The organism is Kitasatospora sp. NPDC091207 (assembly GCF_044768625.1).
In the GTDB taxonomy this organism is placed as follows: domain Bacteria; phylum Actinomycetota; class Actinomycetes; order Streptomycetales; family Streptomycetaceae; genus Kitasatospora.
Map to the genome: position 1 here is coordinate 4538 of NZ_JBIVVS010000023.1, position 26266 is coordinate 30803.

Consider the following 26266-nt stretch of genomic DNA (forward strand, 5'->3'; position numbering starts at 1 on the left):
GCGCAGTGTCTCCAGGACCGTGCCGTGGTCCTCCACGAGGTCACCGACCGGGACGACCAGTCCGGGGTGCGGGCTGCACTCGACGAACACCGTGTGCCCGTCGGCCAGCGCCGCCCGCACCGCCGTGTCCAGCCGCACCGTGCCGCGCAGATTGTCGAACCAGTACGAACCCGCGAGCGTCCCATGGTCGTTGACCGCCTCGCCGGTCACCGTCGAGTACATCGCCACCCGGCCCGGCAGCGCCTCGACCGCCACCGACAACGCCTCCACCTCACCCCGCACCGCGTCCATGTGCGCCGAATGCGAGGCGTAGTCGACGGGGATCCAGCGCGCCCGCACCCCCTCCGCCTCGCACCCCGCGACGACCTCCGACAACGCCGCCACATCACCCGACAGCACCACACTCGACGGCCCGTTCACCGCCGCCAACGACAACCTGCCGTCCCCCGCGACGAGTTCGGCCGCCCGATCGGCGCCGACCCCCACCGACAGCATCCCGCCACCGACCGAGGACACCCGCCGCAACGCACGACTGCGCAACACCACCACCCGCGCCGCGTCCGCCAACGACACGAAGCCCGCCACATACGCCGCCGCGATCTCCCCCTGCGAATGCCCGATCACAGCCGCCGGACGCACCCCACACGACTCCCACCACCGCGCCAGACCCACCATCACCGCGAACAGCGCCGGCTGCACCACATCCACCCGGTCCAGCAACCCGCCCGACGGATCCCGCAACACCTCCTGGAGCGACCAATCCGTCAACGGATCCATCACCGCCGCACACTCGGCGATCGCGGCCGCGAACACCGGTACGGACTCCAGCAGTTCGGCCGCCATCCCCGCCCACTGCGACCCCTGCCCCGGGAACACGAACACCGGACCGACACCCGGAACCCGCACACCCGCCGAATCCGCGACCGCCACCTCGGCCAGACCGGCAGCGAGCTCACCCAGATCCCGCCCACGCACCACCGCACGGTGATCGAGCACCGCCCGGCCCACCGCCAACTCCCGCCCCACCGCCACCGGATCCGCGTCCGGACGCGCCAGCGCCCACGCCCCCAACCGCCCCGCCTGCGCCCGCAACGCCGCACCCGACCGCGCCGACACCACCCACGGCACCACACCACCCACACCCGCGAGCCCACCGACGACCACGCCGCCCGACTCGGGCTCGGACTCGGGCTCGGGCTCGGGCTCGGGTGCCTCCTCCAGCACGACATGCGCGTTGGTCCCGCTCGCGCCGAACGAGGAGACGCCGAAACGGCGCGGGCGCTCGGCGCGCGGCCACGCCACCGGCTCGGTCAGCAGCCGGACGTCCCCGGAGTCCCAGTCGATCTGTGACGAGGGCGCGTCGACGTGCAGGGTCCTGGGCAGCAGGTCGTGCCGCAGCGCCATGACCATCTTCATGATGCCCGCCACACCGGCCGCGGCCTGGGTGTGACCGATGTTCGACTTCACCGACCCCAACCACAACGGCCGGTCCGCCGAACGCCCCTGCCCATAGGTGGCCAGCAGCGCGTGCGCCTCGATCGGGTCACCCAGCGGCGTCCCGGTGCCGTGCGCCTCGACCGCGTCGACATCGGTCGTCGCCAGGCCGGCGCTCGCCAGTGCCTGCCGGATCACCCGCTCCTGGGAGGGCCCGTTCGGCGCGGTGATCCCGTTGGACGCGCCGTCCTGGTTGACCGCGCTGCCCCGGACCACGGCGAGCACGGGGTGACCGTTGCGCCGGGCGTCCGACAGCCGCTCGACCACGAACAGGCCCGCGCCGTCGGCCGGGCCGAAGCCGTCGGCCGCCGCGGCGAACGGCTTGCAGCGACCGTCCGGCGGGAGCCCGCGCTGGCGGCTGAAGTTAACGAACGTCTCCGGGGTGGACATCACGGTCGCCCCGCCCGCCAGCGCCAGGTCGCACTCACCCGACCGCAGCGCGTTGACCGCGAGGTGCAGCGCGACCAGCGCCGAGGAGCAGGCCGTGTCCACGGTCACCGCCGGCCCCTCCAGGCCGAGGGTGTAGGCGATGCGGCCGGCCAGCAGGCTGGCGGCGTTGGCCATCCCGAGCGTGCCGTCACGCCCCTTGGCCGTCCTGGCCAGGACGGTGGTGTAGTCGAGCCAGTTGATCCCGGTGTAGACGCCGGTGCGGGTGCCGCGCAGCGAGGTCGGGTCGATGCCGCCGTACTCGAACGCCTCCCACGAGGTCTCCAGCAGCAGTCGTTGCTGGGGGTCCATCGCGGTGGCCTCGCGGGGTGAGATCCCGAAGAACCCGGCGTCGAAGTCGGCGGCGTCGTAGAGGAATCCGCCCTCGCGGACGTACGCCGTGCCGGGGTTGTCGGGGTCCGGGTGGTAGAGCGCGTCGAGGTCCCAGCCGCGATCCGCCGGGAAGGGCCCGACCGCGTCGCCGCCGGCCTCGACGAAGCGCCACAGCTGCTCCGGTGTCGCCAGCCCGCCGGGGAAGCGGCAGGCCATGCCGACGATCGCGATGGGTTCGCGGCCCTTGTCCTCCAGCTCCCGTACGCGGCGATGCGCGTCGCGCGCGTCGGCGACCGCTCGCTTGAGATACGCCCGGAGCTTCTCTTCCGACTCGGCCACGTCTACTTCGACTCCTCGATCGAACGGTCGCTGTCGCTGGGCTGGCGGTGCTGTCTCATCACTCGAACCCCTGGTCGACGAGCGAGAACAGCTCGTCGTCGCTGGCGGAGTCGAGGTCGTCCGGGCTGTCCTCGTCGTCCGAGCGCGCATCGTCCGTCTCCTCGCACAACGCCAGGAGCGCGCGCAGGCGTTCGGCGATCCGGTCGCGGACACCGTCCTCGGCCAGGGCCGTGGGGAGGGTCTCGTGCAGGCGGTCCAGGTCCGCCAGCATCGGGGTTGCCGCCGAGGACGCCTGCGCGATGCGGTCCAGGACGTGACGGGCGAGGCTCAGCGGGTTCGGGTAGTCGAAGACGAGCGTCGAGCGAAGCTGCACGCCCGTTCCGCGCATCAGGCGGTTTCGCAGTTCGACCGCCATCAGGGAGTCGAACCCGACGTCCTTGAACGCCCGCTCGGGGCCGAGCTCGTCGGTCCCCGGGTGGCCGAGGACCGACGCCGCCTGGGTCCGCACGAGCGCGAGCAGTTCACGCTCGCGCTCCTCCTCGGACAGCGCGGCCAGTCGGCGCAGGAGCGCCTCGGCCCCCTGGGCGTCCGGGGCTTCGGCCCCGCTCGCGCCCGCGCCCGCGGCCCCTTCGCGGACCAGGTCGCGGAGCGGTCCGCGCGCCGCGTCCGGGTTCGCCCGCAGGGCCGCCCGGTCGATCCGGGCCAGGACGGGCGCCGGGGCGGTGAGGCCCAGCGCCGCGTCGAACAGCGCGAGCGCCTCCGACTCCGGCAACTCCACCAGGCCGGGCGGGAGTTCGCCGTCCGGGCCGGACCGGCCGACGGCCGGCCCCCAGCCGAGCGAGACGGCCGGGAGCCCGAGCGTGTGCCGGTGGGCGGCCAGGGCGTCGACGAACGCGTCGGCCGCGGCGGTACCGGCATGGCCGGCGGCACCCGGGAGGTCGCCCGCCGAGGAGAAGGTCACGAAGAACGCCAACTCATGCTCGGCGGTGAACTCGTGGAGCGCCCAGGCGGTGCCGGCCTTCACCTCCAGTGCGTGCCGGAGGAGTTCCCGGCTCGTCGGCGTCGGCGGTTCCGGACTCGCGGCCGGGCCATCACCGGCCCGGTCCTCGTCGTCGGCTTCGGCTTCGGCTTCGGGGCCGGCTCCGAGGGCGACCGCGTCGGCCGCGTCGGCCGCGTGCAGGACGCCGGCCAACGGGTGCTCGGCGGTGATCGCGTCGAGCAGCTCGCGCAGCCCCTCCCGGTCCCCCGCCGTCCATGCGGCCACCTCGACCTCGGCACCCGCTTCGGTCAGCCGGCCCGCCAGCTTCCCCGCGGCTCCGGTGTCCCGGCCGCCGCCGGGCAGCAGGACGAGCCGCCGGACTCCGTGGGCGGCGACCAGGTGCCCGGCCACCACCCCGGCGAGCGCCCCGTCGGCACCGGTGACCAGCACCGTGCCGTGGGCCGCCGACCGGAGACCGGCCGCGCCCGCCGCCGACCGGTCGGCCGGTCCCACCCTGACCAGGGTTGGGACGAGGGCCCGCCCGGCACGCACGGCCAGGCACGGCTCCCCGGCCGAGGACAGCGCCGGCAGGAGGGCCGCCGAGGCCCCGTCCTCGTCGAGGTCGGCATCCACCAGGACGACCCGGTTCGGGAGTTCGTTCTGGAAGGCGCGCACCGCGCCCCACACCGCGGCCCGGGCCGGATCAGGCGCGTGGTCGTCGCCGTCGACGGCCACCGACCGCCCGGTGATCACCACCAGTCGGGCCGAGGCGAGCCGGGGCTCCTCCACCCAGGCCGCGACCTGCGCCAGCACCTCGGCCGTCGCCCGGACCGTCCGGCGCAGCAGGTCCGCACCGAAGGGGTCCGCACCGGAGGGGTCGGGAGCGGCCGGGGCCGGATCGGTGTCGGCCGCGTAGAGCACGGCGAGGTCGGGCACCGGTTCACCCGCCGCGACGGCGGCCCCCAGCGCCTCCGCGCTCGCGTACCGGCCGGCGAACTCCAGCCCGGCCGGGGCCCGCTCGCCGAGCAGGACCAGGCGCCCGGCGCCCGTGGCGGGGGCGGAGACGGGGGCAGGGGGTTCGAAGGGGCTCCACCGCGTCCGGAAGAGCGAGTCGCGGTGCACCCCGCCGGCCGCGCGCAGCTGCTCCGCCGAGACCGGACGCACGGTGAGCGCGTCGACGACCGCCACCGTCCGGCCCGCGCCGTCCGCGACCCGCAGCGACACCGCGTCCTCGCCGGCCGGAGCGATGCGCACCCGCAGGCCGGTCGGGCCGGCGTCGGCCGAGAACCGGACGCCCTGCCACGCGAAGGCCACCCGCACGTCCTCGGCGCCCGCCGCGACCGCGTCCACCCGCAGGGTCTGGATCGCGGCGTCGAGCAGGGCCGGGTGCACGGCGAAGCGGGCCGCCGCGCGCTCGTGGCCGGCGTCGAGGGCCACCTCGGCGAACAGTTCGTCGCCGCGCCGCCACGCCGCGCGCATACCCCGGAAGGCCGGGCCGTAGTCGACACCGGAGGCGACCAGCCGCTCGTAGAAGCCGTCCACCTCCAGGGGCACCGCCCCTGCCGGCGGCCAGCTCGCCCACTCCGGATCGACCTCGCCCATCCGGGCGTCCAGGGCGTCCGGGGTGAGTGAGCCGGTGGCGTGCCGAGTCCACGGCTCGTCGGCGTCGGCCGCCTCGGGCCGCGAATGGACGCTCACCTCCCGGGCCCCGGCCGCGTCGGGGGCGCCCACCACGACCTGAAGGCGGACGGCGTCCGTGGCCGGCAGGACCAAGGGGGTGTGCAGGGTCAGTTCCCCGACCGTCGGCGTCCCGGCCTCGCCACCGGCCCACCCGACCAGCTCGGCGAAGACCGTCCCCGGCAGGATCACCGCGCCCAGCACGACGTGATCGGCGAGCCAGGTGTGCGTCGCGGCCGACAGCCGGCCCGTGAACAGCACGCTGCCGTCGTGCGCCGACGTCACCGCCGCGCCCAGCAGGGGGTGGCCGGCGGACGTCAGGCCGAGGCCGACCGGGTCGCCCGTCCGCACGCCCTGGTCGAGCCAGTACCGGCGGTGCTGGAAGGCGTAGGTGGGCAGGTCGAAGTGGCGGCGACCGCCGGCCTCGGGCAGCAGCGCGGGCCAGTCCACGGGAAGCCCCTGGACGAAGGCGGCGGACAGCGCCGTCACCAGCCGCTCCGGGCCGCCCTCGCCGCGACGCAGTGTCTCCAGGACCGTGCCGTGGTCCTCCACGAGGTCACCGACCGGGACGACCAGTCCGGGGTGCGGGCTGCACTCCACGAACACCGTGTGCCCGTCCGCGACCGCCGCCCGCACCGCCGTGTCCAGCCGCACCGTACCGCGCAGATTGTCGAACCAGTACGAACCGGCCAACACCCCATGGTCGTTGACCGCCCCACCGGTCACCGTCGAGTACATCGCCACCCGGCCCGGCAGCGCCTCGACCGCCGCCGACAGCGCCTCCACCTCACCCCGCACCGCGTCCATGTGCGCCGAATGCGAGGCGTAGTCGACGGGGATCCAGCGCGCCCGCACTCCCTCCGCCTCGCACCCGGCGACGACCTCCGACAACGCCGCCACATCACCCGACAGCACGACGCTGGTGGGCCCGTTCACCGCCGCCAGTGACAACCTGGCGTCCCCCGCGACGAGTTCGGCCGCCCGCTCGGCGCCGACCCCGACGGAGAGCATCCCGCCACCGACCGAGGACACCCGCCGCAACGCACGGCTGCGCAGCACCACCACCCGCGCCGCGTCCGCCAACGACACGAAGCCCGCCACATGCGCCGCCGCGATCTCCCCCTGCGAATGCCCGATCACAGCCGCCGGACGCACCCCACAGGACTCCCACCAGCGGGCCAGGCCCACCATCACCGCGAACAGCGCCGGCTGCACCACATCCACCCGGTCCAGCAACCCGCCCGACGGATCCCGCAACACCTCCAGGAGGGACCAATCCGTCAACGGATCCATCACCGCCGCGCACTCCGCCACCACCGCCGCGAACACCGGTACGGACTCCAGCAGTTCGGCCGCCATCCCCGCCCACTGCGACCCCTGCCCCGGGAACACGAACACCGGACCACCGACCGCACCGACGGGCACCGACTCCCCCGCCGCCACCTCGTCCAGCCCGGCCACCAGCTCACCGATGTCCCGCCCCCGCACCACCGCACGGTGGTCGAAGAGCGTCCGGCCGACCACCAACTCCCGGCCCACCTCGGCCGGTTCGATGCCGGGGTGGGCCAGCGCCCACGCCCGCAGCCGCCCGGCCTGCTCCCGCAGCGCCGGACCCGACCGCGCCGACAGCGGCCACGGCACCACCCCGCCCACACCATCGGGCGCGGGAACAGGCTCGGACGCGGACCCGGGCACGGGCGCCTCCTCCAGCACGACGTGCACATTGGTCCCGCTGATCCCGAACGACGACACACCCGCCCGCCGCACCCGGTCGCCCGCGGACCACGGCACATCGGTCGTCAGCAACTCGACCTGCCCCGTGGACCAGTCGACGTGCGGCGAGGGCGCGTCCACGTGCAGCGTCCTCGGCAGCACGCCCTTGCGCATGGCCATCACCATCTTGATCACGCCCGCGACACCCGCCGCCGCCTGGGCATGGCCGATGTTCGACTTCACCGACCCCAGCCACAACGGCCGGCCCTCGGAGCGCCCCTGCCCGTACGTCGCCAGCAACGCCTGCGCCTCGATCGGGTCACCCAGCGTCGTGCCCGTCCCGTGCGCCTCGACCGCGTCCACGTCGACCGCCGACACACCCGCGTTCGCCAGCGCCTGCCGGATCACCCGCTGCTGCGCCGGGCCGTTAGGGGCCGACAGGCCGTTCGACGCGCCGTCCTGGTTCATCGCGGAGCCGCGCACCATGGCGAGCACGTGGTGCCCGTTGCGGCGCGCGTCCGAGAGCCGCTCCAGCAGCAGCAGCCCGACGCCCTCGCCGGCGCCCATACCGTCGGCGGCGGCCGAGAACGCCTTGCAGCGGCCGTCGCGCGAGAGCCCGCGCTGGCGCGAGAACTCGACGAAGAACTCGGGTGTCGACATCACCGTCACCCCGCCGGCCAGCGCCAGGTCGCACTCCCCCGACCGCAGCGCGTTCGCCGCCAGGTGCAGCGCGACCAGCGAGGACGAGCACGCCGTGTCGATGCTGACCGCCGGCCCCTCCAGACCCAGCGCGTAGGCGACCCGACCGGACGCGATGCTGTTGGCACTGCCGTAGCCGACGTACCCCTCGACCTCGTCCGGCACGTGGTCGAGCCGGGATCCGTAGTCGTTGTCGATCACGCCGGCGAAGATCCCGGTCCGGCTGCCGCGCAGCGAGACCGGGTCGATCCCGGCGCGCTCGATCGCCTCCCAGGAGGTCTCCAGGAGCAGCCGCTGCTGCGGGTCCATCGCCAGCGCCTCGCGCGGCGAGATCCCGAAGAACTCCGCGTCGAACCCGGCCACCCCGGCCAGGAATCCGCCGGTGCGGGCGTAGCTCTTCCCGGGCCGGTCCGGATCGGGGTCGAACAGCGAGGCCACGTCCCAGCCCCGGTCCTGCGGGAACGCGCCGACGGCGTCGCCGCCGGCGGCCACCAGGTCCCAGAGTTCCTGCGGCGACCCGACCCCGCCGGGGAACCGGCAGCCCATCCCGACGATCACGACCGGGTCCTCGCCGGTGACCGCGGCGGACGCCCCGCGGGCGGCGGGCAGCGCCACCGCGTCGGCCGGCGGAGCGGCCCCGTCCACCAGCAGGCCCAGGAGGTGGCCCGCGAGCCGGACCGGGGTGGGGTAGTCGAAGACCAGGGTCGACGGCAGCCGCAGGCCCGTGACGGCGTTGAGCCGGTTGCGCAGTTCGACGCCGGTCAGCGAGTCGAAGCCGATCTCCTTGAACGCGCGGGTCGCGTGCACCGGGTCGGCGTTGCGGTGCCCGAGCGCTCCCGCGGCCTCGGCCCGGACGAGGTCGAGCACCGCCTGCTCGCGCTCGGCCGCCGGCATCGCGGTGAGCCGGCCGGCCAGGGAGGGCGGCCCCGGGACCGGACGGCGCGTCGTCGCGCCCAGCAGATCGCCGAACAGCGCGGGCAGCACGGCCGCCCGGGAGCGCAGCGCCGCGAGATCGAGGTGCGCGGGGACGAGCGTCGCGTCGGGCGCGCCGAGCGCGAGGTCGAACAGGCCCAGCGCCTCCTCCGGCGGCATCGCCACGGCGCCGGTCCGCGCCCAGCGGGCGAGGTCGGCCTCGCCCAGACGGCCGCCCATGCCCCGCGCGCCCGCCCACAGACCCCAGGCGAGCGAGATCGCCGGCAGCCCGTGGGCGCGGCGGTGCTGGGCGAGGCCGTCGAGGAAGGCGTTGGCGGCGGCGTAGTTGCCCTGCCCCGGCCCACCGAAGGTGGTGGCGCCCGAGGAGAAGAGCACGAAGGCGGCGAGACCGGCCTCCCGGGTGAGCTCGTGCAGGTGGAACGCTCCGTCGGCCTTCGGGCGCAGCGACCGGTCCAGTTGTCCGGCCGTCAGGGTCTCGATGACGCCGTCGTCGACGATCCCGGCGGTGTGGATCACGGCGGTCAGCGGGTGCGCCTGCGGAACGCGGGCCAGGGCGGCGGCCAGCGCCGCCCGGTCGGCGAGGTCGCAGGCCACCAGCGTGGCCTCGGCGCCCAGGTCGGCGAGTTCGCCGAGCAGCCCGGCCGCGTCGGGCGCGTCGCTTCCGCGACGTGAGAGCAGCAGGAGTCGGCGGACGCCGTGGGCCGTCACCAGGTGCCGCGCGACCAGGGCGCCCAGACCGCCGGTGGCCCCGGTGACCAGGACGGTGCCGGCCGGGTCGAGCGAGGTCGCGCCGACCGTCGGCGGGGTGGCCCGGACCAGCCTGGGCGCGAGCACCACCCCCTCCCGGACGGCCAGTTGAGCCTCGGACGAGGCCAGCACCGACACCCAGCGGGTGAGCGAGGAGTCCTGCCCGTCGATGTCGACGAGCGCGAAGCGGCCGGGGTGCTCCGACTGTGCCGAGCGCACCAGGCCCCAGACGGCGGCCGCCGCGAGGTCCGGGACGGGCTCACCGGGGTGGGCGGCCGTCGCACCGGTCGTGACCACCGTCAGCCGGGCCCCGTCGGACCGGTCGTCCCGGAGCCACCCCTGGAGCAGGGCGAGCACCGACTCCAGCACCCGGCGGGTCCGCGCGGGGACATCCTCCCCGTTCACCGGCTCCGCGTCGACGCACACCACGACCGTCCCCGGTGCGGGATCCGCGACCGTGTCGGACAGCTCCCCGTACCGGGCGGCCGGCCGGTGGGCCCGCGGCAGACGGTCTGCCAGCGCCGCGGCGCCCGCGCCGAGCGCGGCCCAGACCGGCGGCGGGCCGGACGCGGCCGCCACCTCCCGCCAGTCCACCCGGAACAGCGCGTCACGGTGCGGCGCGCCGGCCGGCCGCAGCTGCTGCGCCGTGACCGGGCGGACCGTCAGGGCGGCGACCGAGGCCACCCCGCTCCCGGTCTCGTCCGCCAGGTGCAGCGACACCGTGTCCTCGCCGACCGGTGCCAGCCGGACGCGCAGCCGGGAGGCCCCGGTGGCGGTCAGCCGGACCCCGCGCCAGGCGAACGCGACCCGGGCCTCGCCGGCCGTGCCGGTGGGCGTCTCCTCGATCCCGAGCGCGTGGACGGCGGCGTCGAGCAGGGCCGGGTGCAGGTCGAAGCGGTCGGCGTCGGTGAGCGCCCCGGCGGGGGGCTCGACCTCGGCGAACAGTTCGGTGCCGCGCCGCCAGACCTGCCGCAGGCCCTGGAACGCCGGACCGTAGTCGAACCCGGCCGCGCCCAGCCGCTGGTAGCCGCCGTCGATCGCGACCGGGGTGCTCCCGGGCGGCGGCCAGGCGGTGAGGTCCGGCGCGTCCGGGGCGGCGCCCGCGTCGGCATCGGCGCCCGGCACGGCGAGCGTGCCGGTGGCGTGCCGGGTCCACGGCTCGTCGGCGGGGGCGTCCTCGGGCCGCGAGTGCACGGCCACCGTCCGCGCCCCGGCGTCGTCGGGCGGGCCCGCCGTGACCTGGACCAGGACGCCGGCCGGGTCGGCCCCGTCCACGGTGTCGGCCCGGTCGGGCAGCAGGAGCGGGGCGTGCAGGGTCAGTTCCTCGATCTCGGTGTGCCCGAGCCGGGCGCCGGCCCGCAGGGCGAGATCGACGAACACCGTGCCCGGCACGATCACCGACCCGAGGACGGCATGGTCGGCGAGCCACGGGTGCGCGGATGCCGAGAGGCGCCCGGTGAAGACCGTCCCGGCCGCGCCGGCGAGGTCGACGGCGGCACCCAGCACGGGGTGATCGATCGCGGACTGGCCCCAGCCGGCCCCGGCCGAGGCGGTGTCGGCGGCCGTCACCCAGTAGCGCTGACGTTGGAAGGCGTAGGTGGGCAGGTCGAGCCGTCGGCCGGTACCGGCCGGCAGCAGCGCGGGCCAGTCCACGGGCAGGCCCTGGACGAAGGCGGCGGACAGCGCCGTCACCAGCCGTTCCGGGCCGCCCTCGCCGCGGCGCAGTGTCTCCAGGACGGCCCCGTCGGGCGCGTCGAGCGATTCGAGCAGGTCACCGACGGGGACGACCAGTCCGGGGTGCGGGCTGCACTCGACGAACACCGTGTGCCCGTCCGCCAGCGCCGCCCGCACCGCCGTGTCCAGCCGCACCGTACCGCGCAGATTGTCGAACCAGTACGAACCCGCGAGCGTCCCATGGTCGTTGACCGCCTCACCGGTCACCGTCGAGTACATCGCCACCCGACCCGGCAGCGCCTCGACCGCCGCCGACAACGCCTCCACCTCGCCGCGCACCGCGTCCATGTGCGCCGAATGCGAGGCGTAGTCGACGGGGATCAGGCGCGCCCGCACCCCCTCCGCCTCGCACCCCGCGACGACCTCCGACAACGCCGCCACATCACCCGACAGCACGACGCTGGTGGGGCCGTTCACCGCCGCCAGTGACAACCTGGCGTCCCCCGCGACGAGTTCGGCCGCCCGATCGGCGCCGACCCCGACGGAGAGCATCCCGCCACCGACCGAGGACACCCGCCGCAACGCACGGCTGCGCAGCACCACCACCCGCGCCGCGTCCGCCAACGACAGGAACCCCGCCACATACGCCGCCGCGATCTCCCCCTGCGAATGCCCGATCACAGCCGCCGGACGCACCCCACACGACTCCCACCACCGCGCCAGACCCACCATCACCGCGAACAGCGCCGGCTGCACCACATCCACCCGGTCCAGCGACGCACCCGACGGATCCCGCAACACCTCCTGGAGCGACCAATCCGTCAACGGATCCATCACCGCCGCACACTCCGCCACCACCGCCGCGAACACCGGCACGGAGTCCAGCAGTTCGGCCGCCATCCCCGCCCACTGCGACCCCTGCCCCGGGAACACGAACACCGGACCACCGACCGCACCGACGGGCACCGACTCCCCCACCGCCACCTCGGCCAGCCCGGCCACCAGCTCACCCAGATCCCGCCCCCGCACCACCGCACGGTGATCCAGCACCGCCCGGCCCACCGCCAACTCCCGCCCCAGGTCGGCCGGGTCGGTCTCGGGGTGCTCCGTCAGCCAGGCCCGCAGCCGGTCCGCCTGCGCGCGCAGCGCGCTCCCGGACCCGGCCGAGAGCACCCACGGCAGCACGCCGAGCGCGACCGGGGCATCGCCGTCGGTCACACCATCGGGATCGGGCTCCGGCTCCGGCGCCTCCTCCAGGATCACGTGCGCATTGGTGCCGCTGATCCCGAACGACGACACGCCCGCCCGCCGGGCCCGGTCGCCGGCCGGCCAGGGCACGTCACCGGTCAGCAGCTCGACGGCGCCGCTCGTCCAGTCGACGTGCCGGGTCGGCTCGTCGACGTGCAGCGTCCTCGGAAGCAGGCCGTGCCGCATGGCCATCACCATCTTGATGACGCCCGCGACACCCGCCGCCGCCTGGGTGTGACCGATGTTCGACTTCACCGACCCCAGCCACAACGGCCGGTCCTCGGAGCGCCCCTGCCCATAGGTGGCCAGCAGTGCCTGCGCCTCGATCGGGTCGCCGAGCGGCGTCCCGGTGCCGTGCGCCTCGACCGCGTCCACGTCGGTCGTCGCCAGGCCGGCGTTCACCAGCGCCTGCCGGATCACCCGCTGCTGCGCCGGCCCGTTCGGCGCGGTGAGCCCGTTGGACGCGCCGTCCTGGTTGACCGCGCTGCCCCGCACGACCGCCAGCACCCGGTGACCGTTGCGCCGGGCGTCCGACAGCCGCTCGACCAGCAGCAGCCCGACGCCCTCGGCCGCGCCCATACCGTCGGCGGCGGCGGCGAAGGCCTTGCTGCGGCCGTCGGGGGCGAGCCCGCGCTGGCGGGAGAACTCCACGAAGAAGTCCGGTGTCGACATCGCCGTCACCCCGCCGGCCAGCGCCAGGTCGCACTCCCCCGAGCGCAGCGCGTTCGCCGCCAGGTGCAGCGCGACCAGCGAGGACGAGCATGCCGTGTCGACCGTCAGGGCCGGCCCTTCCAGACCGAAGGTGTAGGCGACCCGGCCCGACGCGACGCTGGTCGCGTTACCGGTGAGGACATGCCCCTCCACGCTGGCCGGCATCCCGGCCGTCGCGTAGTCGTGCCCGGCCATGCCCGCGAACACGCCGGTCCGGCTGCCCTTGAGCGTCGCGGGGTCGATGCCCGCACGCTCGAAGACCTCCCACGCGGTCTCCAGCAGCAGGCGCTGCTGCGGGTCCATGGCCAGCGCCTCGCGCGGTGAGATCCCGAAGAACTCCGCGTCGAAGTCGGCGACGCCGGCCAGGAATCCGCCGGTGCTCGCGTAGCTCTTGCCCGACCGCTCGGGGTCGGGGTCGAACAGCGACCCGGTGTCCCACCCGCGGTCCCGGGGGAACTCGCCGATCGCGTCACCGCCGGCGGCGACCAGGCGCCACAGCTCCTCGGGTGAGGCCACGCCGCCGGGGAACCGGCAGCCCATCGCGACGATCACGATCGGGTCCTCGCCGGTGACCGCACGGGGGCCGGGAGCAGCGGCGGCGGGGGCCGCGTCCTCGCCCAGCGACGCGGCGACCAGGGAGCCCGCGAGCCGGACCGGGGTCGGGTGGTCGAAGACCAAGGTCGACGGCAGCCGCAGGCCGGTCGCGCCGCTGAGGCGGTTGCGCAGTTCGACGCCGGTCAGCGAGTCGAACCCGAGGTCACGGAAGGTCGACTCGGGGCGCACGCTCTCCACCGTGTCGTGGCCGAGCACGACGGCCGCCTCCGTCCGCACCAGGCGCAGCGCGATCTCGGCGCGCTCCTCCCCGGCGGCGTTCGCCAGCCGCCGGGACCATGCCACCGCCCCGGTGGCGTCCGTGCCCGCCGTCCGGCGCGGCGCCTCCGGGCCCGCCAGGTCGCGCAGCAGCGGCTGGACGGGGGCCGAGGGCGCCCGCAGCGCGGCGAGGTCGACCCGCGCCGGGACCAGCACCGCGTCCGGGCGCTCCCGGGCGGTGTCGAACAGGGCCAGCCCCTGCGGTGTGGAGAACGGCACGAGCCCGCCCCGGGCCAGCCGCTTCAGGTCGCCGCGGCCGAGGTGTTCGGTCATCGCGCTGCGCTCGGCCCACAGGCCCCAGGCCAGGGCCGAGGCCGGCAGGCCCCGGGCCCGGCGGTGGTGTGCCAGGGCGTCGAGGTAGGCGTTGGCGGCCGCGTAGCCGGCCTGGCCGGCGGTGCCGAGGGTGCCCGCGACCGAGGAGAACATCACGAACGCGGCCAGGTCGGCGTCCCGGGTGAGCGCGTGCAGGTTGGCCGCGATGTCGACCTTGGCGCGCAGGACGCGATCCACCTGCTCCGGCGTCAGCGCCTCGACCGGACCGTCGTCGAGCACGCCGGCCGCGTGGACGACGGCGGTGAGCGGGTGCCCGGCCGGCACGTCGGCCAGGACGCGGGCCAGCGCGGCCCGGTCCGCCGCGTCGCAGGCCGCGACGGTGACGGTCGTGCCCACCGCGGCCAGCTCGGCCACGAGGTCGGCCACACCCGGCGTGTCGGCTCCGGAGCGTCCGACCAGCAGCAGGTGCCGGACGCCGTGCCGGGTGGCCAGGTGGTGGGCGAGGCGGCGGCCGAGCGTCCCGGTGCCGCCGGTGACCAGCACGGTCCCGCCGTCCGCGAGCGGCTGCGGGAGGGTGAGGGCGACCTTGCCGGTGTGCCGGGCCCGGCTCACGAAGCGGAGCGCCTCACGGGCGTGGCGGATGTCGAAGGTGCGGACCGGCAGCGGGCGCAGCGCGCCGGACTCGAAGAGGCCGACGAGCTCGGCGAACAGCTCGGCGATCCGGTCCGGGCCGGCGTCGATCAGGTCGAACGCGCGGTAGCGCACGTCCGGCCGCCCGGCCGCGACGGCGTCCGCCTCCCGGACATCGGTCTTGCCCATCTCGACGAACCGGCCGCCGTCGGCCAGCAGGCGCAGTGACGCGTCCACGAACTCCCCGGCGAGCGAGTTGAGGACGACGTCGACGCCGCGGCCGCCGGTGGCCCCGGTGAAGCGCTGCTCGAAGCCGGTGTCGCGCGAGGACGCGATCCGCGTACCGGGGATGCCGAGGCCGCGCACGGTCCCCCACTTCCCGGGGCTCGCGGTGGCGAAGACCTCGGCGCCCCAGTGCGCGGCGAGCTGCGTCGCGGCCATCCCGACCCCGCCGGCCGCCGCGTGCACGAGCACCGACTCGCCGGAGCGCAGGCCGGCGAGGTCGCGCAGTCCGTACAGCGCGGTCAGGAACACCACCGGCACCGAGGCGGCCTGGGCGAACGACCAGCCCGCCGGGACGCGGGCCAGTAGGCGGTGGTCGGCGACGGCGAGCGGGCCGAAGGAGCCGTCGAACAGCCCCATCACCCGGTCGCCCGGAGCTGTCGTCGTGACACCCGGGCCGACCTCGACGACGACGCCCGCCGCCTCGGCGCCGACGACGGCCCGGCCCGGGTACATACCGAGCGTGATCAGCGCGTCCCGGAAGTTCACCCCGGCCGCGCGCACCGCGACCCGGACCTGTCCCTCGGTCAACGGCGCGGCCGCGTCCGGGTGTTCGACGATGTCGAGCGAGTCGAGGGTGTGTCGCGGGCCCGACTCGACGCGCCACGGCGCGGGCCCACCGGGCGGCACGAGCGCCGCGTCGGCGGCGGCCCGCACCAGGCGCGGCGTCAGGACGGCGCCGTCCCGGACGACCGCCTGGGCCTCTGCGGCGGCCACGACCGCGCGCAGCATCCCGATCGGCAGGTCGGCGTACTCCCGGGCCGGGCCGTCGGCGGGACGGTCACCGACCGGCGGGGCGGCCGGGTCGGCACCGTGCGGGTCGAGGTCGACCAGGACGAAGCGGCCCGGGTGCTCGGTCTGCGCGGACCGCACCAGGCCCCAGACCGCCGCGTGGGCCGGGCAGGGGACGTCCTCGGACGGGTCGGCGCCGATCGCGCCGCGGGTGACGACGACCAGGCGCGCCGCGGCGAGGCGCTCGTCGGCGAGCCAGCCGCGCACGGCCGCCAGGGCCGCGTGGACGGCCGCCGCGACCACGCCGGGCGCGACGCCGTCGGCGGGCGGGCAGGGCAGGACGGCGACGTCGACGCCCGCCCCGGCGGCCGAGGCCGGGTCCGCGAGGACCGGGAGGGCCGGCTCGGCCGCGTCGTCCGTCTCCGGTGCCGTTCCGGGGGCGCCGAGCAGCGCCCACCGGCCGGTGTCGGGCGCGGCCTCCGGCAGCGCCGCCGGGCTCCACTCCACCCGGTGCAGCCAGGCCGGGTCGGCGGCGACCGACCCCGCGAGTTGCTCGGCGGCCAGCGGCCGCAGCGCCAGCGCCCCGGCCCGGGCCACCGGCGCGCCCGCCCCGTCGGCGACCAGGACCGAGACGGTGTCGGTGCCGGTCCGCCGGAGCCGGACCCGCAGCGCGGTGACGGGCCCGGCGGCCTCCCGGGTCACCCGGGACCAGGCGAACGGCAGCAGGGTCGCGCCGGAGGTCTCCACCGCGTCCAGCGCGGCGAGGTGCAGCGCCGCGTCGAGGAGGGCGGGGTGCAGGTCGAAGCCGTGGTCGGCCTGCGCGGCCGGCTCCGGCAGGGCGACCTCGGCGAACAGCTCGTCGCCGCGCCGCCAGGCGTCCCGCAGACCTCGGAAGACCGGACCGTAGTGGTACCCGAACTCGGCGAGTCGCTCGTACGCCGCCGTGGTGTCGACGGCCTCGGCGTCCGCGGGCGGCCAGGCGAGGAGCGCGTCGGCCTCCGCCGGACCGGCGGTCGGCGCGGTGGCGGTCAACGTCCCGGTGGCGTGCCGCGTCCACGGCGCGTCCTCGGCGCCGTCCTCGGCCTGTGAGTGCACGGTGATCGCCCGTGCCCCGGTGGCGTCGGGCGCGGCGACGATGAGGTGCAGCCGGACGCCGGACCGCTCGGGCACCACCAGCGGGGTATGCAGGGCGAGTTCGTCCACCACCGGGCATCCGGCCTCGGCCCCGGCCCACGCCGCCAGGTCGAGCAGCGCGGTACCCGGGACGATCACCGTGCCGAGCACCGCGTGGTCGGCGAGCCACGGGTGCGACCCGAGGGACAGCCGACCGGTGAACAACAACCCGTCCTCACCCGGCGAGCGCACGGCCGCGCCCAGCAGCGGGTGACCGACCGCCGTCAGGCCCAGGTCACGCGCGGCACCGGGGATCGCCGGCGCGTCGAGCCAGTGGCGGCGGCGCTGGAAGGCGTAGGTGGGCAGGTCGAGGGGGCGGCCGGCACCCGCCGGCACCAGCGCGGGCCAGTCCACCGGCAGGCCCTGGACGAAGGCGGCGGACAGCGCCGTCACCAGCCGCTCCGGGCCGCCCTCGCCGCGGCGCAGTGTCTCCAGGACGGCCCCGTCGGGCGCGTCGAGCGATTCGAGCAGGTCACCGACCGGGACGACCAGTCCGGGGTGCGGGCTGCACTCCACGAACACCGTGTGCCCGTCCGCGACCGCCGCCCGCACCGCCGTGTCCAGCCGCACCGTACCGCGCAGATTGTCGAACCAGTACGAACCCGCGAGCGTCCCATGGTCGTTGACCGCCTCACCGGTCACCGTCGAGTACATCGCCACCCGACCCGGCAGCGCCTCGACCGCCGCCGACAACGCCTCCACCTCGCCGCGCACCGCGTCCATGTGCGCCGAATGCGAGGCGTAGTCGACGGGGATCAGGCGCGCCCGCACCCCCTCCGCCTCGCACCCCGCGACGACCTCCGACAACGCCGCCACATCACCCGACAACACGACGCTGGTGGGCCCGTTCACCGCCGCCAACGACAACCTGCCGTCCCCCGCCACCAGTTCAGCCGCCCGATCGGCGCCGACCCCGACGGAGAGCATCCCGCCACCGACCGAGGACACCCGCCGCAACGCACGACTGCGCAACACCACCACCCGCGCCGCGTCCGCCAACGACAGGAACCCCGCCACATGCGCCGCCGCGATCTCCCCCTGCGAATGCCCGATCACAGCCGCCGGACGCACCCCACACGACTCCCACCACCGCGCCAGACCCACCATCACCGCGAACAACGCCGGCTGCACCACATCCACCCGGTCCAGCAACCCGCCCGACGGATCCCGCAACACCTCCACCAGCGACCAATCCGTCAACGGATCCATCACCGCCGCACACTCCGCCACCACCGCCGCGAACACCGGTACGGACTCCAGCAGTTCGGCCGCCATCCCCGCCCACTGCGACCCCTGCCCCGGGAACACGAACACCGGACCGACACCCGGAACCCGCACACCCGCCGAATCCGCGACCGCCACCTCGGCCAGACCAGCGGCCAGCTCACCCAGATCCCGCCCACGCACCACCGCACGGTGATCCAGCACCGCCCGGCCCACCGCCAACTCCCGCCCCACCGCCACCGGATCCGCGTCCGGACGCGCCAGCGCCCACGCCCCCAACCGCCCCGCCTGCGCCCGCAACGCCGCACCCGACCGCGCCGACACCACCCACGGCACCACACCACCCACACCCGCGAGCCCACCGACGACCACGCCGCCCGACTCGGGCTCGGGTCGCTCGATGATCACGTGCGCGTTGGTCCCGCTGATGCCGAACGAGGACACCGCCGCGCGGCGCGGCCGGTCCAGCTCGGGCCACGGGGCGGAGCGGGCCAGCAGCTCGACGCCGCCACCCGTCCAGTCGACGTGCGGCGAGGGCGCGTCCACGTGCAGCGTCCTGGGCAGCACGCCGTGCCGCATCGCCATCACCATCTTGATCACGCCCGCGACACCCGCCGCCGCCTGGGTGTGACCGATGTTCGACTTCACCGAACCCAGCCACAACGGCCGGTCCGCCGAACGCCCCTGCCCGTAGGTGGCCAGCAATGCCTGCGCCTCGATCGGGTCACCCAGCGTCGTGCCCGTCCCGTGCGCCTCGACCGCGTCCACGTCCACGGGAGCCAGTGCGGCCCCGGCCAACGCCTGCCGGATCACCCGCTCCTGCGACGGACCGTTCGGCGCGGTGAGGCCGTTCGACGCGCCGTCCTGGTTGACCGCGCTGCCCCGCAGCACCGCCAGCACCCGGTGACCGTTGCGCCGGGCGTCCGACAGCCGCTCGACGACGAGCAGGCCGACGCCCTCGCCCCACCCGGTGCCGTCGGCGGCCGCCGCGAACGGCTTGCACCGCCCGTCGGCGGACAGGCCGCGCTGGCGGGAGAACTCCACGAACACCCGCGGTGTCGACATCACCGTCACCCCGCCGGCCAGCGCCAGGTCGCACTCCCCCGAGCGCAGCGCGTTCGCCGCCAGGTGCAGCGCGACCAGCGAGGACGAGCACGCCGTGTCGATGCTGACCGCCGGCCCCTCCAGACCCAGCGCATACGCGACGCGGCCGGAGACCACGCTCCCGACGCTGCCGGCCAGCAGCATCCCCTCGTAGCCGTCCGGTGCCCGGTGCAGGCGGGCGGCGTAGTCGTGGTGCATGACCCCCGCGAAGACGCCGGTCCGGCTGCCGCGCAGGGAGGCCGGGTCGATGCCCGCGTGTTCGAGCGCCTCCCACGAGGTCTCCAGCAGCAGCCGTTGCTGCGGGTCGATCGCGTTGGCCTCGCGCGGCGAGATGCCGAAGAACTCGGCGTCGAAGTCCCCGGCCTCGTGCAGGAAGGCGCCGTGGCGCGTGTACACCTTGCCCGTGCTGGACGGATCCGGGTCGTACAGGCCGTCCACGTCCCAGCCCCGGTCCTGCGGGAAGTCGCCGACGGCGTCGGTCTCCTCGGCCACCAGGCGCCACAGGTCGTCGGGGCCCGCGACGCCGCCCGGGTAGCGGCAGCCCATGCCGACGATGACGATCGGGTCCTCGTCGACCGGGGTCGTGCTCCCGGGCCGTCCGCCGGTCCGGTCCTGCGCCCCGGCGCCGTCGCCGGCCACCTCGCGGGCCAGTCGCGCCGCCAGCGCGGCGGCGCTGGGGTGGTCGAACACGACGGTGGCGGGCAGCCGCAGCCCGGTGGCGGCGTTGACCCGGTTGCGCAGTTCGAGCGCGGTGAGCGAGTCGAAGCCCAGCTCGCGGAACGCGCGCTCGACGTCGATGCCCGCCGCCTCGCCGTGCCCGAGGACGGCGGCCGTCTGGGTCCGGACGAGGTCGAGGACCGCGCGCGCCCGCCGGTCCTCGGGCAGTTCGGCCATCCGGGCGGACCAGGAGGAGCCGTCGGCCCCGGCCGCCGCGTTGGCGGCGCGCTGCAACGGCGCGCGGACCAGCCCCTTCAGCACGGCGGGCACCGTGCCGGCCGCGGCGAGGGCGCCCAGGGCCGCCCGGTCGAGCCGCGCGGTGACCGTGTACGGCAGGTCGCGCCGCAACGCGGCGTCGAACAGGGCCAGTCCGGCCTCGGTGGACAGCGTTCCGATGCCACCGCGGGCCATCCGGGCGAGGTCCGCCCGGTCCAGGTGGCGGGTCATGCCGCTGCCTTCGGCCCACAGGCCCCAGGCGAGCGCGTTGCCGGGGAGCCCGGCCGCGCGGCGGTGCTCGGCCAGGGCGTCGAGGAAGGCGTTCGCCGCCGTGTAGGCGCCCTGACCGGCGTTGCCGGTGACGGAGGTGACGGAGGAGAACAGCACGAACGCGTCGAGGTCCTGCTCGCGGGTCAGCTCGTGCAGGTGCCACGCCGCGTCGGTCTTGGGCCGCAGGACGGCGTCGAGGCGGTCCGGGGTGAGCGTCTGCAGCGTGCCGTCGTCCAGGACGCCGGCGGTGTGGACGACGACGCCCAGGGGACGGCCGGCCGGGATGTCGGCGAGCACCGCCGCCAGGTCCGCACGGCGGGAGACGTCGCACGCGGTGATCGTCACCTGCGCGCCGAGGCCGGTCAGTTCGGCCAGTAGCTGCTCGCTGCCCGCGGCCTCGCGGCCGGCCCGGCTGAGCAGGACGAGGTGGCGCACTCCGTAGCCGCTCACCAGACGGCGGGCGACCAGCGCGCCGAGCGTGCCGGTGCCGCCCGTGATCAGGGCCGTGCGCTCCGGGTCCAGCGGGCGGTGGGCGGCCGGGGCGAGCGTCGGGCTTCCGGCCGGGGCCGGGGTCGCGGCGGTCAGGCGCGGCCGGTACGCGACCCCGTCGCGCAGCGCCAGCTGGGGCTCGCCGGACTCCAAGGCCGCGCGCAGGGCCGGGCCGGAGCGCGCGGCGTCGTCGAGGTCCACCAGGGCGAAGCGGCCCGGGTGTTCGGACTGCGCGGTGCGCAGCAGACCCCAGACCGGAGCCGCGCGCAGGCCGTCGACGAGGTCGCCGGGCCGGGCCGCGACCGCGCCCCGGGTGAGGACGACGAGCCTCGACCCCTCCGGGCGGTCGGCGGCCAGCCAGGCGCGGACGGTGTCCAGGGCCCAGCGGGCGCTCGCGTGCGCGCCGTCGGCGACGGACCCGCCGTCGCCGGCCGGGGTAGCGGTGGGCACGGTGGCGAGCACGACGGCCGGAGCCGGGTCGCCCGCCTCGGTGCGGGCGTCGAGATCGGCGAGGCGGGCACAGGTCACCGGCCGCTCGCCGGCCGGACCCGCGATACCGAGGTCGACGGCACCCGGGTCGCCGACGACCGCGTAGCCGGCGGCCGACCCGCTCGGGGCGGACCCGACCGTGGCAGAGGGCAGTTCCGTCCAGCTGAGCTCGAACATCGCGTCGCGGGGCGTCGCCCCGGCCGGGGCGAGCCGGTCGGCGGCCAGCTCGCGCAGGGTGAGCCCGCCGACGGACAGCACCGGCGCGCCGGCGGCGTCCTCGGCCACGAGCGTCCGGGTGCCGTCGCCCGCGCCCGACAGCCGCACCCGCAGCACGGCGGCGCCGGTGGCGTGCAGCCGGACGTCGGTGAAGGAGAACGGGATCCGCGGCGCCGGCCCGGCGGCCGGGGCGAGCAGCAGCGGGTGCAGCGCGGCGTCCAGGAGCGCGGGGTGCACGCCGAAGGCGGTGTCGCCGTCGGCCGGTTCGCCGGGCAGGCGGACCTCCGCGTACAGGTCGTCGCCGGCGCGCCAGGCGGCCGTCAGGCCCCGGAACCAGGGGCCGTAGCCGTACCCCAGGCCGTCGAGGCGGTCGTAGGCGTCGGCCAGGTCGAGGGCCTCGGCACCCGGCGGCGGCCAGGCCCCGGAGCCGGCCGGCCGGGCGGTGACCGGCGGCGCGGTGTCCGGCAGGGCGGTGAGCGTCCCCGAGGCGTGCCTGGTCCACGGCCGCCCGTCGACGTCCCCGGCGCCTCCCGGGTCACCGCCGTTCCCGGCGCCGTCGGACTCGCCGGCGCCCCCGGCCTGGTACGCGGCGGGCCGGGAGTGCACGGTGACGGCCTGCCGCCCGGACGGGTCCGCCGGGGCGACGGCGACGCGGATGTGCACGTCACCGGAGTCGGGCAGGACGAGCGGGGTCTCCAGGGCGAGTTCCTCGACCCGGGCGCAGCCCGCGAGCCGGCCCGTCCGGAGGACCAGGTCGAGGAAGGCCGTGCCGGGCAGCACGACGGTCCCGACCACCGCGTGGTCGGCGAGCCACCGCCGGGTGTCCAGGGAGATCCGGCCGGTGGCCAGCGTGGTGCCGTCCGGGGCCGTGGTGACGGCGCCGAGGAGCGGGTGGTCGACGGCGTCCAGGCCGAGGTCGGCGGGGTGGGCGCGGTGCCCGGTCGTCCCGGTCAGCCAGTAACGGCTCTGCTGGAAGGCGTAGGTGGGCAGGTCGACGGGCCGGCCCCGGACCGGGCCGAACAGCGCGTCCGGATCGGGGGCGGCGCCGTGCACGATCGCCTCCGCGACGGAGGAGAGGAACTGCGCGCGGCCGCCGTGGTCCCGCCGCAGCGTGCCGATCGCCGTACCGCCGCTGCCGGTGCTGCCACTACCGGTGCCGGCGGTGCTGGTCGGACCGGCGAGGGTGCGGGCGTCGAGCGTCTCCTGCGTCCCGATCTTGAGCACGGGGTGCGGGCTCGCCTCGACGAAGAGCCGGTAGCCGTCCTCGTTCAGCGCGTGGACCGCGGGCTCGAACCGGACGGTCTGCCGCAGGTTCCGGTACCAGTACTCGGCGTCGAGGACCGAGGTGTCCGCCAGCAGCGCGCCGGTGACGGTCGAGTAAAACGGGATGCGCGCGGCGCGCGGGGTGAGGCCCGCGAGGGCCGCGAGCAGCGGCTCGCGGAGGGACTCCATGTGCGCCGAGTGCGAGGCGTAGTCGACGGGGATGCGCCGGGCCCGCAGGCCGTCCCGCTCGCAGCGGCCGAGGAAGGCGTCGAGCGCGTCGGTGTCCCCGGAGACGACGGTGCTGGCCGGGCCGTTGCGCGCGGCGATGCCGAGACGGCCGCCCCACGGCGCGAGGAGCGGGACGACCTCGTCGGCGGGCAGCGGGACGGAGGCCATTCCGCCGCTGCCCGCCGTGGCGAGCAGGGCGCGGCTGCGCAGGGCGACCACCTTCGCGGCGTCGTCGAGCGACAGCGCTCCCGCGACGCACGCGGCGGCGATCTCGCCCTGTGAATGGCCGACGACGGCCCCCGGTTCGATGCCGACGGACCGCCACAGCTCTGCCAGCGCGACCATGACCGCGAAGAGCACCGGCTGGACGACGTCCACCCGGGCCGGGTCGGGCGTGCCCGGCAGGCCGCGCAGGACATCGAGCGGCGACCAGTCGACGTGTGGGGCCAGCGCCTCGGCACACGCCTCCAGGGCGGCCGCGAACTCCGGTGAACTGTCGAGGAGTTCGAGGGCCATACCGGTCCACTGGGAGCCCTGGCCGGGGAAGACGAAGGCGGTCGCACCGGTGACCGTCGACTGGGCGCGGACCACGCTGTCGACGGTCTCGCCGGCGGCGAGGGCGGTCAGCCCGCGCAGGGCGTCGGCGGGCGTGCGGGAGAGCACGACGGCGGTGTGGGCGAACCTGGTGCGGGAGCGCAGCAACGCGTGGCCGACCGCGCGGCGATCGGCGGCGTCCCCGGCCGCGAGGTGCCGGGCCAGCCGGTCGGCCTGGGCGCGCAGCGCGGCCTCGGTGCGGCCGGAGACGGTCAGCGGCACGAGGTCGGCGGGTGCGGCCTCGGCGGGCCGGGCCTCGGCGTCGACGACCTGGGTGTCGGCGGGCCCGGCGTCGACGACCTGGGCGTCGACGGACCCGGCCGCCGCGGCCACCGTCTCGGCCGGCGCCTGCTCGACGACGAGGTGCGCGTTGGTGCCGCTGATGCCGAACGACGAGACGCCCGCGCGTCGTGGCCGCCCGGCCTCGGGCCACGGCGTCGCGGTGGTCGGCACGGTGATCGCGCCGTCCTCCCAGCGCACCCGCGGCGAGGGCTCCCGCAGGTGCAGGGTGCCCGGCACGACGCCGGTCCGCATCGCGAGGACGGTCTTGATGAGACCGGCGACCCCCGCCGCGGCCTGGGTGTGGCCGATGTTGGACTTGAGCGAGCCGAGCAGCAGCGGGCGCCCGGGATCGCGGTCGCGGCCGTAGACCGCGAGCAGGGCGTGCGCCTCGACGGGGTCGCCGAGGGCGGTGCCCGTGCCGTGCGCCTCGACCACGTCGATGTCGGCCGGGGTCAGCCCGGCGGAGCCGAGCGCCTGGCGGATCACCCGCTGCTGGGCCGTGCCGTTCGGCGCGCTGAGGCCGTTGCTGGCGCCGTCCTGGTTGACCGCCGAACCGACCACCAGGCCCAGTACGGGGTGGCCGTTGCGGCGGGCGTCCGAGAGCCGTTCGAGCAGCACGACGCCGACGCCCTCGGCCCACGCCGTGCCGTCGGCGTCGGCGGAGAACGGCTTGCAGCGGCCGTCCGGGGCCAGGCCGCGCTGGCGCGCGAACTCGACGAACATGCCGGGCTCGGCCATGACGGTCGCGCCGCCGGCGAGCGCCAGTGTGCAGTCCCCGCTGCGCAGGGCCTGGGCGGCCAGGTGCACGGCGACCAGCGAGGACGAGCACGCGGTGTCGACGGTGACGGCCGGCCCTTCGAGGCCCAGCGTGTAGGCGATCCGCCCGGAGGCCACGCTCGGGGTGTTCCCGGTGAGCAGGTATCCGTCGAAGCCCCCGGCCGGCCGGTGCATGCGCGGACCGTAGTCCTGCGCGGTCGCGCCGACGAACACGCCGACGCGGTCGCCGCGCAGCCCGGCCGGGTCCAGGCCGGCCCGTTCCAGGGTCTCCCAGGAGGTCGCGAGCAGGAGGCGCTGCTGCGGGTCCATGGCCAGCGCCTCGCGCGGGCTGATGCCGAAGAACTCGGCGTCGAACTCCCCGGCGCCGGACAGGAACCCGCCCTCGCGCACATAGGTGGTGCCGGGGTGGTCCGGGTCCGGGTGGTGCAGCCGGCCGAGGTCCCAGCCCCGGTCCTCGGGGAAGGGGCCGACGGCGTCCACACCCTCGGCGGCCAGGCGCCACAGCGCCTCGGGCGAGTCGGCCGCACCGGGGTAGCGGCAGCCCATCGCGACGATGGCGATCGGGTCGTCGTCGACCGGGGCGGCCGCCGGGGCGCCGGTCCCGGCGAGGTCCGCCGGGGGCAGGTCCAGGACCCGGGCGCGCAGGTGGCGCGCGAGGTCGGCGGGCGTCGGATGGTCGTAGACGACGGTCGCGGGCAGGTCGAGACCGGCCGCGGCGGCGAGGCGCTGAACCAGCTCGACGGCGGCGAGCGAGTCCAGACCCGACTCCCGGTAGGCGAGTTCGGCGTGGACGGCGTCCTTCGCGGCGTGGCCGAGCACGGCGGCCGCGTGCGAGCGGACCAGCTCCAGGAGTACCCGGTCCTGCTCGGTTCCGGGCAGGCCGGCGAGCCGGCCGGCGAGCGGCGAAGCGGCCCGGGGCGCCGCCCCGGCGGCGGACGCGGTGTCGTCGGACGCAGTGTCGTCGGCGGACACGGGGCGGTCAGCGGGCGCGACCCCACCCGGCGCGACCTCGTCGGGCGCGGCGGAGTGCAGCCAGTGGCGGGTGCGCCGGAAGGCGTAGGTGGGCAGGTCCAGGCGGCGGACCGCGCGGCCGGCGAACAGGGCGGACCAGTCGAGGTCGGCGCCCAGGGTGTGCAGCCGCGCGGCGGTGGCGTCGAGCGCGGCCGCCTCGGGCCGGCCGGCGCGCAGGGTGGCGACCGTCGCGACGGTGTCGCGGTCGGCCGGCGGCAGGCACTCGCGGGCGAGGGCGGAGAGGCTGGCGTCCGGGCCGAGTTCGACCAGCACGGTCGCGCCGGCCGCGCGCAGCCGGTCGACGCCGTCGCCGAAGCGGACGGCCTCGCGGACGTGGCGCACCCAGTAGTCCGGCGAGCACATCCGGTCGTCGGTCACCAGCTCACCGGTCAGGTTCGACACGACGGGCGTCGTCGGCGGCCGGTAGGACAGTCCGCGCGCGACCTCGCCGAA

1 protein-coding gene and 1 pseudogene (1 of these 2 only partly in view) are annotated in these 26266 nt (G+C 76.4%); both read right to left on the bottom strand.

The window, feature by feature from the left end:
• Positions 1-2742 (bottom strand): annotated as a pseudogene (locus ACIQTO_RS29630) (type I polyketide synthase); the annotation flags it as partial.
• On the bottom strand, positions 2651-26266 hold the 3' portion of the coding sequence (locus tag ACIQTO_RS29635) for an SDR family NAD(P)-dependent oxidoreductase (protein WP_402394300.1). The gene runs 2331 nt beyond the window's last position; only the last 23616 of its 25947 coding nucleotides appear in the window; its start codon lies off the right edge, out of view — the gene reads right to left on this strand; it ends in the stop codon at positions 2651-2653. The gene ACIQTO_RS29635 and the pseudogene ACIQTO_RS29630, both read right to left, overlap by 92 nt.